At 42.2% G+C, this 14,837-nt stretch carries 13 protein-coding genes; 2 read left to right on the top strand and 11 right to left on the bottom strand.

Annotation, left to right across the window (positions count from 1 at the left end; translation table 11 throughout):
• Nucleotides 1-29: 29 nt before the first annotated feature.
• The 6 genes from bioD to bioB are packed head-to-tail and all read right to left on the bottom strand — an operon-like array spanning nt 30 to nt 5,728.
• Nucleotides 30-662, bottom strand: a complete 633-nt coding sequence (gene bioD, locus GVK91_RS21085; RefSeq protein ID WP_153846823.1) for a dethiobiotin synthase — start codon at nt 660-662, stop codon at nt 30-32.
• Nucleotides 663-716: 54 nt separating this feature from the next.
• On the bottom strand, nt 717-1,466 hold the full coding sequence (gene bioC / locus GVK91_RS21090; protein WP_200845675.1) for a malonyl-ACP O-methyltransferase BioC: 750 nt from the start codon (nt 1,464-1,466) through the stop codon (nt 717-719).
• A gap of 5 nt (nt 1,467-1,471) precedes the next feature.
• The gene (locus GVK91_RS21095; protein ID WP_153846824.1) at nt 1,472-2,170 is read right to left on the bottom strand and encodes a DUF452 family protein; all 699 of its coding nucleotides are present in this window, start codon (nt 2,168-2,170) and stop codon (nt 1,472-1,474) included.
• Complete coding sequence (locus GVK91_RS21100) at nt 2,167-3,327, bottom strand: 8-amino-7-oxononanoate synthase (RefSeq protein ID WP_153846825.1); 1,161 nt, start codon at nt 3,325-3,327, stop codon at nt 2,167-2,169. The genes GVK91_RS21095 and GVK91_RS21100 overlap by 4 nt, the downstream gene beginning before the upstream one ends.
• Entirely contained in the window at nt 3,324-4,625 is a 1,302-nt protein-coding gene (gene bioA / locus GVK91_RS21105; RefSeq protein WP_159731199.1) for an adenosylmethionine--8-amino-7-oxononanoate transaminase, read from the bottom strand. The genes GVK91_RS21100 and bioA overlap by 4 nt, the downstream gene beginning before the upstream one ends.
• 23 nt (nt 4,626-4,648) lie before the next feature.
• Nucleotides 4,649-5,728 (bottom strand): biotin synthase BioB, encoded by a 1,080-nt coding sequence (gene bioB / locus GVK91_RS21110; protein WP_159731201.1) that lies wholly within the window; start codon nt 5,726-5,728, stop codon nt 4,649-4,651.
• Nucleotides 5,729-5,872: 144 nt separating this feature from the next.
• Between bioB and GVK91_RS21115 the strand changes: the two genes are divergently transcribed.
• Nucleotides 5,873-7,357 carry a PLP-dependent aminotransferase family protein gene (locus tag GVK91_RS21115; protein WP_159731203.1) on the top strand — a complete coding sequence of 495 codons (1,485 nt, stop codon included), beginning with the start codon at nt 5,873-5,875 and terminating at the stop codon, nt 7,355-7,357.
• On the opposite strand, the gene GVK91_RS21120 is transcribed toward GVK91_RS21115, so the two are convergent.
• The 5 genes from GVK91_RS21120 to GVK91_RS21140 form a co-directional block, all read right to left on the bottom strand.
• The gene (locus GVK91_RS21120; protein ID WP_159731205.1) at nt 7,354-7,887 is read right to left on the bottom strand and encodes a MepB family protein; all 534 of its coding nucleotides are present in this window, start codon (nt 7,885-7,887) and stop codon (nt 7,354-7,356) included. The genes GVK91_RS21115 and GVK91_RS21120 overlap by 4 nt on opposite strands.
• Nucleotides 7,877-8,428 (bottom strand): dihydrofolate reductase family protein, encoded by a 552-nt coding sequence (locus GVK91_RS21125; RefSeq protein ID WP_159731207.1) that lies wholly within the window; start codon nt 8,426-8,428, stop codon nt 7,877-7,879. Before GVK91_RS21125 ends, GVK91_RS21120 begins: the two co-directional genes overlap by 11 nt.
• 393 nt (nt 8,429-8,821) lie before the next feature.
• A complete protein-coding gene (locus GVK91_RS21130) occupies nt 8,822-10,792 on the bottom strand; it encodes a transglutaminase domain-containing protein (RefSeq protein ID WP_159731209.1) in 1,971 nt (656 codons plus the stop codon).
• A gap of 179 nt (nt 10,793-10,971) precedes the next feature.
• Nucleotides 10,972-12,243: a carboxypeptidase-like regulatory domain-containing protein gene (locus tag GVK91_RS21135; RefSeq protein ID WP_159731211.1), complete on the bottom strand. Its 1,272-nt coding sequence runs from the start codon at nt 12,241-12,243 to the stop codon at nt 10,972-10,974.
• On the bottom strand, nt 12,230-12,808 hold the full coding sequence (locus tag GVK91_RS21140; RefSeq protein ID WP_088162847.1) for an RNA polymerase sigma factor: 579 nt from the start codon (nt 12,806-12,808) through the stop codon (nt 12,230-12,232). The genes GVK91_RS21135 and GVK91_RS21140 overlap by 14 nt, the downstream gene beginning before the upstream one ends.
• Nucleotides 12,809-12,889: 81 nt before the next feature.
• Here GVK91_RS21140 and GVK91_RS21145 point away from each other — a divergent pair, with 81 nt between their 5' ends.
• Nucleotides 12,890-14,752 (top strand): VWA domain-containing protein, encoded by a 1,863-nt coding sequence (locus tag GVK91_RS21145; RefSeq protein WP_159731213.1) that lies wholly within the window; start codon nt 12,890-12,892, stop codon nt 14,750-14,752.
• Nucleotides 14,753-14,837 lie beyond the last annotated feature (85 nt).

The following is a 14,837-nucleotide window of genomic DNA, read 5'->3' on the forward strand; positions in this document are numbered from 1 at the left end:
ATCTATCAATAGTATCCGCTTGACCTTATTTACACGCGAACAAATAAGGTCTCCGGATAGTTTGTTTCTATATAACGACGAAGATACAACTCCGTATCAGTACTTATGGTGCGGTCTTTATGAACAGGAAATGTATTGTAAACCAAGGTATGTAGATTGATCTTGCGCTTGGTGATCGCTTCCAGACTTAGTAAGGTATGATTGATACTCCCTAATTTTCCAGAGGTGACAAAAATAAGCGGATACTGCATTTCTTGGATGTAATCGATAATCAGATAATCTTCTCTTAATGGAACCATCAACCCACCTGCACCTTCAATAAGAACAGCATCGTAGCGTTGGCTTAATGTTAAGCTAGCCTGTCTGATCTTTTTAAAGTCAATTTCACGATTATCCAGGCGCGCTGCTAGATGAGGGGAGGCGGGGTAGGTGAAAATCTCCGGCATCGTAATTTTCTGATGATCTTCTGCCGTTAATGGGATTTCCATGAGTTGGCGATGCAGCACGATGTCTTCAGAAATAGTTGTATTTCCAGTTTGTACAAGCTTTTGGGTAATGGTGCGTATACCGCTTGTATTCCATTGTTTCGCGAGGAGGCCAGTCGCATAACTTTTTCCGATCCCGGTATCTATGCCGGAAACAAAATAGATATTTTCATTCATTGCTGTGTTTCTTTTGTAGGTTGTTCGATTGTTTGTAATTGGAGTGCTCAGCTATTATTTTTTTGCAATAATATAGATGGGATGGTAGGTTAGGGATACGCCCTCTTCTGTCCCATAGCGAGATGTATATTTATCACAGAAAGCCCGAAGTTTGCCTTTTGTCCACCGGTGATTTTTTATTCCCGTTACCCCCGTTTGTTTCAGGTGAACAAGAACTTGTAGTGGGCTTTCAAAGTGCAGTTTCAAATGTTCTTCTTGTGCAACGAGGATCTTATAATTCAACGCTAAAAGTTCTGCGATAAGTTCCGATTTAGATCGATATGTTAGTCCAACATGTGCCGTTGCATTGATCTCGTGCATATTGTCATGTCCAAAAGTGCTGAAGGCAAGGATACCGGAATCCGGAAGGGATCCATAGCAGCTTTCAAAGAAAGCGTGAGGATTGTTGAACCACTGAATCGTAGAACAGGACGCGATTAGATTGATGTCTTTGGGAAAAGCATAAGTTTCTGCATCAGCACAGATGAACGTGTGCGACGATGTCAAAATATCCATTACTTCGGGCATCATTTCTGGACAGATATCATTTAAAACCATTTTTTTTGGTTTGATATGCTGTAGGATTAACCGCGAAAAAAGTCCTGTTCCGCAGCCAATTTCCAATACTTTTTGTGGTCTTAGCTGTATGTTCTCCTGCATCAACCTGATCATTTTTTTTGCTATTTCATATTGGGCGATCGCTGCCGACTGATAGTTAGATGCCGCTTTAGCGAAACGGGATCTAATCCTTTGTTTGTCCATCATGATGATCATCTTAAAAGGTGCTTAAATAATTGTTCGGGATAGTGAGTAGCATCGATTATCGTATATGCAGTACCGGGCCAGGCGCGTTTTTGATTCTCTAAGTTGAAGATTCGATCTTCTTTGCCTATATATATCTGATGCCATTGGAATGCAGCTGCTGATTTTGCACCAGCTGTTTTTTCAATCGCGATGAGCTCTGAACGGAGGTCTTCGATGTCGCGTTGGGGGGCTCTTTCAAGAAAGTAGTTAAAAAGGGCCTTGGAACCACACATGCGTAATCTGAATTTTTCCAACGTTTTATTGCTCAGTGTATCCAATGTTCCTTTAAATAACTGGCTAGGAATTCCTTTTTCGTCATCTATTGGAAATGGTGTTCCATTGATTGCAGTGCATGTGCTGATGGGGTAATTGCTGTTTTGAAGTTCGGGCAGTACCATTGATGCTGCCCATACCCCCATAGACCAGGCGAAAACCTCAATTTCCTGGTAGCCTGCCAGTAGACTTTTGTCCAACAGTAAATCCGCATAACTATGGGCAACAATAAGATCTTTGCCGACTGGGGAATAGTGCAAGAAAGGGTGTTCATCCATTCCCCAGCCTGCAAAGAATAACAGTAGTTTTTCGTTGGATTTTGCCTGAAGATGCCGCTCTGGCAAATTATCCGCCGGAGTGACTCTTTTAGGAGCGATTCTTTTAAGTATCATAAGCTTGTTGCAAGTTGTTCGATCATGGACGATGTCATTGTTGCTGTCAATGAAATTCGGATTCTTGATGTTCCTTCTGGTACTGTGGGCGGGCGTATGGGAAGCACGTAAAATCCCTTTCGCTGCAGTTCTTCTGCTTTCAGTACCGTTTCCTTGTTATTACCGATAATGACTGGTAGAATATGACTCTCTGACGGACAATTAAAGCCTTTGGCAATTATTTGCTGTTTGAGCAATAGGCTATTTTTGTGCAGCTGTTGGCGCCGGTCTGTAAAGTCACTTAAGCGTTCCAAAACAAACACAGTCCATAATAGATTGATCGGTGGCAGCGCTGTTGTAAAAAGTAGTGTACGTGCCTTATTGATCAAATAATTCCGGATTGGTTCCTTACATAGCAGGTAGCCACCAACCGATGCTAAAGCTTTTCCGAAGGTGCCTGTCAGGAAATCAATATCGGCAATACATTGCTGTTCTTCTGCGCAGCCAAGTCCCTGTATTCCGCGTACGCCTACGGCGTGAGCTTCATCGACATAAAGTAAGGTATTGGGGAAACGTTGTTTTAGACTGACCAGATAGTTGAGGTCCGTGCAATCACCATCCATGCTAAAAATACTTTCTGTAACGATGATGACGCATGTGAAGCGATGGGCATATTTTGTCAATAATTGCGTTAAGTGCGTATAATCGGAATGCCGATACCTGTAGCAGGTCGCATTGGATAGTCGGATGCCATCAATTAGGCTTGCGTGGACACCCTTATCGGCGAGAATTAATGTCTTTGTATCACAAACTGCAGGAAGTATGCCTGCATTCATGTGGTAGCCGCTGTTAAAGACCAATGCACTTTCCATACCGAACATTCGGCACAGCTTTGTTTCCAATTGCGTATAGCGTGCATGGTTTCCTGTGAGTAGACGCGAAGAGGAGGCGCTGAATACAGCATTATCCTTTGTCACCGAGTTTAGGAATTCTTGACGAAGTATCTGATCTGTCGCAAGTCCAAGATAATCGTTAGACGAGAGGTTGTAACGCTCTTTAACATGCTCCTTTCCTGTGTTATCCTGTTGTGTGATAAGGGGAAGTTTTCGTTTATTCCCTTGTTTTTCAAGGGCAAATAATTCATCTTCAATGCGCTGGATTAGACTGTTTTCAATCATTGGACTGTGCTGATTACGGTTAGCAATGCCTGTGTTAACTTGTGAAGCTCACCTTCATTTATGATAAAAGGGGGCATGATATAAATCAGTTTTCCGAATGGCCTTACCCAAATTCCCTCTTCGATAAACCGCTGTTGTATGCTGGAGAGATCGACGGAGTTTTTCATCTCGATGACTGCAATTGCACCTAGAATTCTGAGCTCCTCGACTTGGGGCAGCGCTGTTGCAGCGCTAAGTTCCCGTCTCAATTGTTCTTCGATTAACGTTACTTTCGCTTTCCAGTCCGTTGCCAATAGTAATTTGATGGAAGCGTGGGCTACTGCGCAAGCCAAGGGGTTTGCCATAAAAGTTGGCCCGTGCATAAACGTACCTGGCGTACCGTTGGAGATTGTATTCGCAACATGATCTGAGGTGATCACGGCGGATAGCGTCATATAGCCACCGGTCAAGGCTTTGCCGATACACATGATATCGGGCACTATTCCGGCATGCTCCCAGGCAAAGAGCTTACCCGTGCGCCCAAATCCGGTAGCAATCTCATCAAAGATTAAAAGAAGTTGATTTTCTTTGCAGAGATGTGCTGCCTGACGCAAGTACTCCGGATGGTAAAAACGCATGCCACCGGCTCCTTGGACGATAGGTTCAAGGATGAGAGCGGCCAATTCGTCCTTGTGTGAGCAGATCAGGTCTGCCAAGGGTTGGATGTCATTGGCATCCCATTCTTGCTCAAACCCTATTTTTGGGGCAGGGGCAAAATAGCGTTTGGGTAAAGCATTGTCAAAGATGCGGTGCATGCCAGTAATGGGGTCACAGACCGACATCGCGTTCCAGGTATCACCATGGTACCCCGAACGAATCGTGACAAAGTTTTTCTTATTGGTCTTTTTCTGTGAGACCCAGTATTGAATAGCCATTTTAAGCGCAACTTCTACCGCAACAGAACCCGAATCGGCATAAAATATTTTGTTGAGTGAAGTAGGGGTGATGTCAAGCAGTATTTTACCGAGAGCAATTGCTGGCTCGTGCGTAAGTCCACCAAACATCATGTGTGACATGCTGCTGAGCTGTGCTGTGACCGCAGCGTTAAGGACGGGGTGATTGTAGCCATGGATGGCGCACCACCAAGAGGACATACCATCTATAAGCTGCTGTCCATTTTCCAACTCGATTATACAACCATCTGCCCGTTTAACCTTATAGGCAGGTAAGGGATTTGTCATGGTGGTATACGGATGCCATAGATGCTTTTTATCAAAATCATCGATAAGGTCGTGTTGGTTGATTTCTTCTCTTTCCATGATGGTCTGCCGAATTAGTTTTGTTATTTGTTTTGCTGCTTAGCGATGTTGCGCTGGATTTTATGTTCGGGTCTTGACCATTTTGGTCTTTCACCAAGATCATGGTAATGCGCCATCTCAGTTGCGATGGTTTCGGGTTGATTTTTTTTCTCGAATGGCTGTTGTGGCACCAAGCCTAATGTTTTAAACATGTCCATATCTTCATTGACATCGGGATTGGGCGTGGTGAGGAGTTTGTCGCCTGAGAAAATCGAGTTAGCTCCCGCGAAAAAGCATAAAGCTTGCCCTTCTTTACTCATGTTGGTGCGTCCTGCAGAAAGGCGAACTTGTGTGGTGGGCAATAAAATTCGGGCTGTAGCGACCATGCGTACCATTTCCCATATCGAAACTGTTTCCATGACTTCCATTGGAGTACCGCTTACAGGAACGAGCGCATTGATCGGTACCGATTCGGGTTGTGGAATGAGGGAAGCAAGTGTGATCAACATCGCGGCACGGTCGTCTATACTTTCTCCCATCCCAATAATACCACCACTACATACAGTTATGTTTGTTTTACGTACATTTTCGATCGTTTGAAGGCGATCATCATAGCTTCTGGTCGAGATAATTTCCTTATAGTAATCGGCAGAGGAATCGAGGTTGTGGTTGTAGGCGTATAGTCCAGCTTCTGAAAGGCGTTGTGCTTGGTTTTCGGTCAGCATTCCTAGCGTGCAGCAGACTTCCATGTCAAGTCTATTCAGTGTTCGGACCATATCAAGTACATGGTCAAACTCAGGGCCATCTTTAACATTGCGCCAGGCGGCCCCCATACAGATCCTTGAGCTACCTCCAGCTTTGGCCGCTAGTGCCTGCTCTTTTACCTGCTCTACACTCATTAAGCCTTCCGATTTTACATTCGTATGGTAACGTGCGGCCTGGGGACAATAGGCACAGTCTTCGGGGCACCCACCTGTTTTTATTGATATCAATGTGGACACTTGTACTTTGTTCGGGTCGTGATATTTCCGATGTATCGATGCCGCATCATAAAGCAGGTCCATTATTGGTTTGTTGTATAAAGCGACAACTTCTTCCTGCGTCCATTTTGGTTTTGTTTCCATATTAATGCTAAGTTTTTATGCTAAAATCAAATCTATTTTACTTAATGACCATTCGGATTTCGTAATTCAATGCGATTATTTTTTTCATGATGATTGCAAAGATTATAGTTTAAATGATAACTTTGGTAGTCCGAAATAAACATAATGAGTAGTCCGGTTAGTATAGGTTTTCATTCCATTATTAAGATAGATCGCCGTAAGGAAGATGCCATCTATCTACAGATCGTTTATCAATTTATCAATGCCGTCAAGCGAAATCTATTGGAAGATGGAGATCTGTTGCCCGGAAGCCGGAAGATTGCTGAAGAACTGAACGTGCACCGAAAAACCATTGTAGCCGCTTTAGCGGAATTGCAGGAACAGGGCTGGGTGAAAATTTTGGCTAATCGCGGGACTTTTGTGAAAAATCCCGAGCTTATCGGTACTTCCGGGTCGGCGATTGAAGCATTTAGACAGCCACCTGATTTTGCGCCTTACTTTTTTAGGAAGGAACTCATATTGGATATGCCTATTTCAGAGGTTCCCGAAAGGTACTATTTTACGGACGGAACACCTGATTATAATGTCATTGGAGCGGAGGAACTGGTGCGTTTTTATGCATCCATGGTGAAACGGAAAAAGAAAAGTGATGATTTTCCGACGACGACTGAAGGAAATTTGTTTTTTAGGGATCAGTTAAGCTATTATCTGAATTTAACAAGAGGGTTTCATCTTTCCCGGAATTTCTTGTTGCCGATTGCCAGCCGGGAACAGATTTTTTCAATTTTATCCCGATTATTGATCCGGCCCGACGATATTGTATTGGTAGAAAATTTAAGTTATTTTTTACCTAACATGATCTTTAGTCAAGCTGGGGCCAAGCTAAAAACCATTCCGGTAGATGCGGAGGGGATGATTGTAGATAAGATCGGAGATCAATTTAGACCCGGAGAAATCAGGTGTGTTTACCTCAATACCAGGTGTCAGTATCCAACGACGGTTAACCTTTCCGAGCGAAGGAAAATTCAACTGTTACAGTTGGCCGAGCAGTATAACTTTATAATTATTGAGGATGATGTGGATTTTGAGTCTTCCTTTTTTAAGGAGAAAGGTGAATCACTTTTCCGGAAAAATGGCGGCAACCGTGTGATTTATACAGGTGCTTTCGGTAGTTTCTTTGACCCTGGTTTCCAAATGAATTTTTTGATCGCACCTCAGGATCTGTTGGAAGAGGGAAAAAAGTATTTGAACATCTTCGGAAAGCCGAATTTTATGATCGAGAAGACATTGGGCGAGATTATCCACCAGGGTGATATCTTCCGGTATCAGCGTAAATTTCAGAAAACAATTGCTGAGCGAAAAGAATTGTTTGCACAATTGCTGTTACGGCATTTTGAAGATAAAATCAGGTTTGAAGTCCCGGCCTCGGGACTGGCCTTTTGGATACAGTTTAATACAGTTGTTTCGCTGACAGCCTTGCAAGAGAAAGTGCGGTCGCAAGGACTGTTGTTGCCGAGTAATTGCCTTTATCAAAATAAAACGGTCACAGCATTGCGGTTGGGGTTTGCTCATCTTGACGAACAAAGTATGGTGGCGGCAATTTCTTTGTTGCGTGCAGCTTATGCTGATTTGGTCGAAAAAATCGACTAGCTGCTTTGCAGTATATGGGTCAATTTGTTTTTGGTTTCTTGGTGGGGACCACAGAAATCCACAAAGTATGTGTGCTGCCATTGTTTACTTTTGGTAGCCTGTTTGTTCGTTGGGATGCTCCAATCTGGATAAATACGGAATCCGCGTTTGCCCATTTGAGAACCCGCTGTGAGGATTGTATGTTCAACTAACGCCTGTTTTGGAAAGACAAATAGGCCGAAATGCTGATCCTTTTCAACCGAAATAAGGTAATAATCGAAATGATCATCTGCAGTAAAAGGTATGGTCTGGCCATCGGTGTCACGTTTCCAGAGTGCAACGAATAATCCTACTTTTTTTGGTGTTATCTTGGCCTTTCTAAATTTGAAGTGTTTGTTGCCCAGTTGAAAATTAACACCATAATAGGCCCTACCTGTTTGATCTTGTGATAGGTTAGAGCAATGGAGCATAAGTATGCTTTCGAGTTGATCTATCACTTTCCTGATCATATCATCAGCGATCTGTGGGGTTGCCTGATCGTTAAGATTCATGTTGGGGGGTATAGATTAACTGAACAACTCCCGATTTGAATGTAACGCTTTGAACAAGTTTTAGGGATAGTCGTTCAGGTAAGTTTTCGAATAAAGGCTTGCCACTTCCCAGGGCAATAGGGTGAACGGAAATGCGATAGATGTCAACAAGGTTAGCCTGAATGAATGTTTTAATTAGACGCGCTCCACCATATAGCCAAATATCCTTTCCGGGCTGTGCTTTTATTTCCTGAACTTGTTTTGCGATGTCAGTCTGGATGAAGGTAGCGTTTTCATCTTGCCTTGCCTGACTAGAAAAAACATATTTTTTCTTCGCATGGACATTTTTCCAAAGATTTATTTCTGTTTCATCGGCCGTAGCGCGCGGCTTGAAATTACCCCAGGCATCATAGCTCACGCGGCCATAAAAGATGGTGTCGATCGAAGCCAAAAAGCCATCGAAATCCATGTCATCATCCATAATGCACCAGTCAACCTCTCCCTGTGAACCCTCAATAAAGCCATCTAGGGTCATGGCCAGATCCAATATTATCTTTCTCATGTGTGTGTTATTTGCTTTAAACCTGTTGCTTGTGTTTCCGTAAAATAGGAGCTGGGTTAGCTCAATATCGGATTGTCAGGATAACATAAAGATAGGGAAATAATAAGTTTTGGCCAAATTGGTGAAGAACGGAGCAAAGAAAAAGCCCAGCAAAGAATGTCTGGGCTTTGAGATTATATAAGGGGAATAATACTTGCTAAAAAAGTGAAGACCTAGTCTTCATCGGTGATAATATCATCACCATCTAATTCGAAACCTTCACCAAGGAAGGTATTCTCTAGTTCGAATAAATCTGAATCTTTAATCATTTTACTATTTTTTTGATATTCAAAGTTATCACCCTTATTTAAGCTAATCGTCAATATAAAATGAAGTTTGTGTTAAGCGATATTGTTATATTTTTTTGAGTACAACATCTAATTTTTCTGCCTGGATGATTCGGCTGAAAAACTCTTTTAAATCAAAATACTCTTCCGGCATAAACAAGGGTTTGTTTAATTGTGTTGCAGATTCTATTATCAGAACGTCCGGTGTTGTATTATTGATTTTGAAAATATACCGGGCCGCACGTTCAGGAAGAGCCATACTGATATTTTTTAATTTTCCTTCCGTTGGATATGCATAGCCTTTTGGTAGTTTGATTTCAATGTAGCACTCTTCTTGGACTAAAGAACCAAAGTCGATTGGGTAATTCCGCTCCGTTAGGTTGAAGGGGTTCTTGGACATTTTGGTGTCAATATAAGGATTGAATAGAAGTTGGTCATTTTGTAGGGTTGCAAAATTCTTAATCTCAATTTCAAACTCCTCCGTTAGTGGTTTGTCAAGAGATTCCCGATTCGATACTTTAAAACTGTTGATTTTGATGCGATTGTTTTCTTCATCTATTTTTTCATAGAATTCTTCTTCAGAATTACTTCCTTGAAGGCGCTCACGCATTTTGGAAGCGCCATAACCGTTACGTGAGGTAATCCATTTTCCTTTTAATGCACCATCTTCCGACAGTTCACCATAGAAGAAATTACTATAACTAGATGAAAGATTTGCCTCGAGTTTTACCCAGTCAGATTCGCCTTCCAGCGGAATTGATCTTCCTTGATAGTTGACACATTTCATCGGGATGTTTCCAAACATCTCATAAGGGGAGGTGGCATCCAGCAGGTAGTAGTTTTCTCCTATTTTTACCTGTGCAATTACATGGTTGAACTCAGATATTGCCGGTGCATAAAGTCCGGCATACCCATTGTCGCGTGTAGATAAAATAACAGGGATAGCATCTAGTTTCGCATAGCGTAAGGCATTGACGAGCCCGAGGTTGATATCGGCGCTATTGCCTGTTCTTTTTTCGATGGCTTCTTTAATGTTTTTTGCATAGATTGAATGGCGATTATTCCATTTTATTTGTTTCTGAAAATAAGTATACAGGCGTACCGCTTTTTCTAGATCATCTTTTGAGTCCTGCAAGACGGGATCCATGAAATCTTTCAATGCACTTTTTCTTTTCACTTGTCCACCAAAGCTTTCATCTTGTACAAGTTTATCTCTGACATTTTCCCAGGTGAGTGAGAAGTCTTTTGTAGGACCCATAGGAACACTATATCGGCCGAGTTCAAAGAAGATGATTGATCTGAAATTTTTGGAAGAAGTCATGTAATCTTCAGTATGGAAAGCGGGGATATTTTCCATAGTATAGACTGTTTTATTACCTAATATTTCGCCAACTTCGGAAAATAAGCCTGTGTTGTAATTTTCCACTTTTCGGTCGCTTACTCCGAATGCGCCTTTTAAATTGGCTTTATAATGGCAGATTTCGGGAATACGCGTAACATATTGACTATAGAGTTTCGGAAGATCCTCCTGGAATTCCCAGGCATTTAGGTTAAAGATAAATGGAGATTCTGTGCGGTAGCGGTATTCAATAATTGTACCTTCCTGGACCTGCGGAATGGCCGCTTTCGTTACCGCATAGTTTTCAGAGGAATTTTCGTTAAAAATATTCGCTTTGGTCATCTCCGTTTCTACAACCTTTTCACCAACGAGATGATAGGATGCTCCTTTGATCTCCATTAGGACTTCGCGCTCATTTCCGCTTTTATATAATGGAATGCTGAAATTTGCATAAATATAAGCTTCCTTGTTCAAGATTTTAATGCGCACATGTTTAAAAAACTCAACTACAAGACCTTTATTCTTATTGTAACTGACTTCGGCTGAGCCATATTCACGTAAGACAAAGGCATTCGCCGCCGTATCTATTTTGTCAATATTGATGGCAAAATCTTCTTTTTTAATTTTACCGAATGAAAAATCTTGTGCTTGTAGGTATAAACCACTAAGCAGGAGGAGACCAGTGAAAAAACTTTTCATAAAAATGACTGTATGGTTAATAATTATAACGCTAAAATATGAAATAATTTTAAATCCAAACCCTTATAAATAAAATTGATTGAAAAGATAAATGCATCGATAAATTTCGACTGCTTATTTGTCCCGATAGCGAGATAAACTTGTGTTGTCGTTTGATGAGATGCGCAAAGATAGCGTACTTACAAGGTGAATTCGAAACTTAACGTGACATAGCGGTAGTCTTCCCCTTTCCATTTTGGTCCCGAAAGTAGGATTTCTTTGGCTTTGGCATCGAGGTAATCATTTGCACTTTGGAGAACGCTGATATTTGTTGGGAATCCATCTTTATCGATATAGAAGCTTAAACGGACAGTGCCCTCATAACGGCTTTTAGCTGTTTTTTTCTTGATATAACTGTTGAACGATCTCCAGCCCCAGATCGGTTCGGCACTCTTTGATTTGCGTGAAGACATCGTTGTGACGACGACTTCATCAAGTGTGGCGCCGGAAGGTTGCAGTTTGATCGTCGTATTTTTGCTGCGACGCATATTCAATGCAACCGAGTTGTAGCCCAGTGCCATGATGTCGACGAGTGAATCCATTGTACTGGGTTGGATGGTCGCTTGTCCCTGTGCGTCGGTATTCGTAGCAAACTTGCTATTGGGTTGAATGATTGTCACTCCCGAAATAGGTAAGCCCGTCTCTTTGTCCCGAATCGTAAGTTGTAGCGGTGTACCTTGTTGTTGTGGGATCGAAATACCTGGAGCCCTGCCTGCAAGTACATTGTTTAAACTTGAGGTTCCCCGAATCATAATCGTTTGGGAAGCATCTTTTTTCTTTGCCATTGGCGCATAACCGATAACAATTGTACTGTCTGTAGGTCTTAATCCAAATACAGGGCGATCATTATTGAGACCTTCCTTCATTTCTTCCAGTGATTTTACACGTAGGGAGGGTTCCCGGGATAAAACGGTCACCTCTTCCAGTGGGTGCTGTTCATGAAGCAGCGGTCTGTTATTATCTGCTAATTGTGGCGAATGATCTTGAGATCCTATTTTTGAAGCGATATCATCTGAAGGAATGATAGAATCTGCTGCTGTAATCTTTGTTTTGGGTTTTTCCTGCGTAATACTTACTTCAGCGGTACGCTTCGCTTCGGATGAATTTTTGTCCTGTTGACGGTAAAGAAGGAGACCAATCCCCAACACGATCACTGCTGCTGCGGCGATGCTAAGTCTCTTCCAATCAAAGACCTTTATTTTAGCGGAATTGTCTTTTTCAATACGTTGCGCAATTTGGTTGTTGATTGTTGTAATTACGGTTTTATTCTGATCCATTTCAATACCTATAAGAATATCCGCCAACATAGGGTCACGTTGCGCCTCCCGTTCAAGCGCATACATCTCCGTAGGAGATAGTTCGCCGTTGACGTATTTCTTTAAGTATGCTATGTCGTAATTACTGTTGCTCATTCCAAGCCTCCATGCAATTTTTTAAATTCCGTTTTCCATTCTGAATATAGCTTTTTACTTCGTTCAAGCTATAACCGGTAGATTCACTAATCTCTTTGTAACATTTTTCCTCCAAAAAGAAGAGTCTAACCGACTGTTGCTGTTTGTCTGGCAATTTTCCCAGACAGCCTTCCATGGCTGTTAGCTGTTCTTCTTTTTCATCATATTGTTCATACTGATGCATGTCTCCCGGAAATTTCACAAATTCATCCAAAGAAATTTGAGTTTTGTTCTTTTGAGACCTCAAATACATCAGACAATGGTTCTTGCTTAATACATAAAGCCACCTTGGGAAGTCCTTGATTTCTTGTTTGTTGACTTTGTATATTAATTCTTCAAAGATATTCATGACAGCATCTTTACTCAATTCGGAATCTTGGAGATACCGTAAGCAAACATAGTATACCATCTCCGTATGTCGTTGGTATAGATCACCCAATACCTGGAGCTCCTTAGACTCCTGGTAGTGCAGCAAGAGCTCGTGGTCTTGTGCTGTATCTATTTTTGACGACTTGAATGCGAACATTTTATTGGTTAAAAATATTTTTTTTTTCTGGTTTATGGAAATTTAATATTTGAGGCATCCCTTGGCAAAAATGTAAAAGATATGAGAGCAATACTTTTTGTAATAGGCTTGTTGTTATCCTTAGGTGGATATGCCAAGCAAGGATATGAGGTTAGGGGGAAGGTTGTCGATGCGAATACAGGGACTGCCCTGGTGGGGGTACAGGTGAGCAATGTTGCAACCAAAGCACTTGTGCAGACCGATGACAAGGGAAACTATCGTATTCAAGTCCTTGATGGTAAAAACATCTTGATTTTTAGTTATATCGGATATCTTGAGCAGCGGGTAGCGGTCAACCATCGGTCAAAGGTTGACGTGGCGTTGGTGCAGCAAAATAACGCGCTGGATGAGGTTGTGGTGACCGGATATGAGCACAAGGCGAAGCGTCAGACGGCATCGGTGACGAATGTTAATGCGGCTATGTATGGGCAAGTATCGGGTTTGTATATTAGAGGAACGGCGTATGTGCCTAATCAGAACCAAGAATCTTATCAAAAGTTGAAGGAAAATAGCTTTATCAATCCACTTAAGGAGCCTTTATCAACTTTTGCAGCCGACGTTGATGCTGCTTCCTATAGTAATGTGCGTCGATTTATCAATTCGGGAACACTGCCTGAAAAAGACGCGGTACGGGTTGAAGAGATGATCAATTACTTTCAGTATCAAGTGGCCGGACCTAAAAATGGTGAACCTGTAAATATCATCACCGAATTGACGAAGGCACCCTGGAACACGACGCATCAGCTCATGCGCGTCACGTTAAAGGCGAAAGATATTCCTACAGCGAATCTTAAAGCTTCCAATTTGGTGTTTTTGATCGATGTGTCGGGCTCAATGATGGGGCCGGGGCGTCTACCTTTGGTGAAAGCTTCGCTGAAAATGTTGGTCGATCAGCTTCGTGCTGTGGACCATGTAGCCATTGTGACCTATGCTGGATCGGCAGGGATAAAACTGGAGAGTACGCCTGGTGATGAAAAGATGAAAATAAAATCGGCTATTGAGGAGCTGGAAGCCGGTGGAAGTACTGCTGGTGCTGCAGGAATTAAGAAGGCTTATGAAATTGCGAAGCAACAATTTATTAAAGGAGGAAACAACCGGATCATTTTGGCTAGTGACGGCGATTTCAATGTTGGGGAGAGTAGTGACGAATCGATGGAAGAATTAATTTCCAAAGAAAGTAAATCGGGGGTTTTCCTCACAGTATTGGGGTATGGCATGGGAAATCTGAAGGACAGTAAGATGGAAATCCTTGCCGACAAAGGGCATGGGAATTATGCCTATATAGACAATATTTCTGAGGCACGAAAAGCGATGGTAACCGAATTTGGGGGAACTTTGTTTACCGTTGCTAAAGATGTCAAGATTCAGGTCGAATTTAATCCCAGTTATGTGCAGGCATACCGTCTAGTGGGATACGAAAACCGCTTATTGGAGGCTGAGGATTTTAATAATGATCAAAAGATGGGTGGTGATATGGGCGTAGGACATGTGGTGACAGCCTTATATGAAATTGTACCCGTAGGTGTAGATTCGGGGGAGATCGGAACGGTAGATCCCTTAAAATATCAGCAGCAGGCGGATCAGGCAGCTGGACGGAGAAATGCTGAACTGGCAACAGTTAAATTTCGGTATAAGGAGCCTGAAGGGGAGAAAAGTAAGTTGCAGCAAAAGGTGGTCGGAACTTCTGTTACGGAATTGAACAGTGTGAGTGAAGATTTACGATTCGTAACAGCGGTAGCGGAACTAGGTCTATTACTTCGTGATTCTGATTTTAAGCAAAAGGCCAATTTTGATCAGCTCATAGCGCGAGCGAAAGCTTCTAAAGGCAAAGATGAGGAAGGTTATCGTGCTGAATTTATCCGTATTGCCGAAAATGCCCGGGATTTATCGAGATCGAAAGAATAAATAAAAATGGCTAAATAAGGATTTTCAGTAGCAGCAATCGAAATGCTGTTGCTGGAAATAGTTTAGTTTGTGGGACAATAGCCAA

It is taken from the genome of Sphingobacterium sp. 18053 (genome assembly GCF_902706145.1).
GTDB lineage: Bacteria > Bacteroidota > Bacteroidia > Sphingobacteriales > Sphingobacteriaceae > Sphingobacterium > Sphingobacterium paramultivorum.

Coding starts and splice junctions, on each gene's coding strand:
- bioD (WP_153846823.1), bottom strand. CDS start 662: ATGAATGAAAATATCTATTTTGTTTCCGGCATAGATACCGGGATCGGA.
- bioC (WP_200845675.1), bottom strand. CDS start 1,466: ATGATGGACAAACAAAGGATTAGATCCCGTTTCGCTAAAGCGGCATCT.
- GVK91_RS21095 (WP_153846824.1), bottom strand. CDS start 2,170: ATGATACTTAAAAGAATCGCTCCTAAAAGAGTCACTCCGGCGGATAAT.
- GVK91_RS21100 (WP_153846825.1), bottom strand. CDS start 3,327: ATGATTGAAAACAGTCTAATCCAGCGCATTGAAGATGAATTATTTGCC.
- bioA (WP_159731199.1), bottom strand. CDS start 4,625: ATGGAAAGAGAAGAAATCAACCAACACGACCTTATCGATGATTTTGAT.
- bioB (WP_159731201.1), bottom strand. CDS start 5,728: ATGGAAACAAAACCAAAATGGACGCAGGAAGAAGTTGTCGCTTTATAC.
- GVK91_RS21115 (WP_159731203.1), top strand. CDS start 5,873: ATGAGTAGTCCGGTTAGTATAGGTTTTCATTCCATTATTAAGATAGAT.
- GVK91_RS21120 (WP_159731205.1), bottom strand. CDS start 7,887: ATGAATCTTAACGATCAGGCAACCCCACAGATCGCTGATGATATGATC.
- GVK91_RS21125 (WP_159731207.1), bottom strand. CDS start 8,428: ATGAGAAAGATAATATTGGATCTGGCCATGACCCTAGATGGCTTTATT.
- GVK91_RS21130 (WP_159731209.1), bottom strand. CDS start 10,792: ATGAAAAGTTTTTTCACTGGTCTCCTCCTGCTTAGTGGTTTATACCTA.
- GVK91_RS21135 (WP_159731211.1), bottom strand. CDS start 12,243: ATGAGCAACAGTAATTACGACATAGCATACTTAAAGAAATACGTCAAC.
- GVK91_RS21140 (WP_088162847.1), bottom strand. CDS start 12,808: ATGTTCGCATTCAAGTCGTCAAAAATAGATACAGCACAAGACCACGAG.
- GVK91_RS21145 (WP_159731213.1), top strand. CDS start 12,890: ATGAGAGCAATACTTTTTGTAATAGGCTTGTTGTTATCCTTAGGTGGA.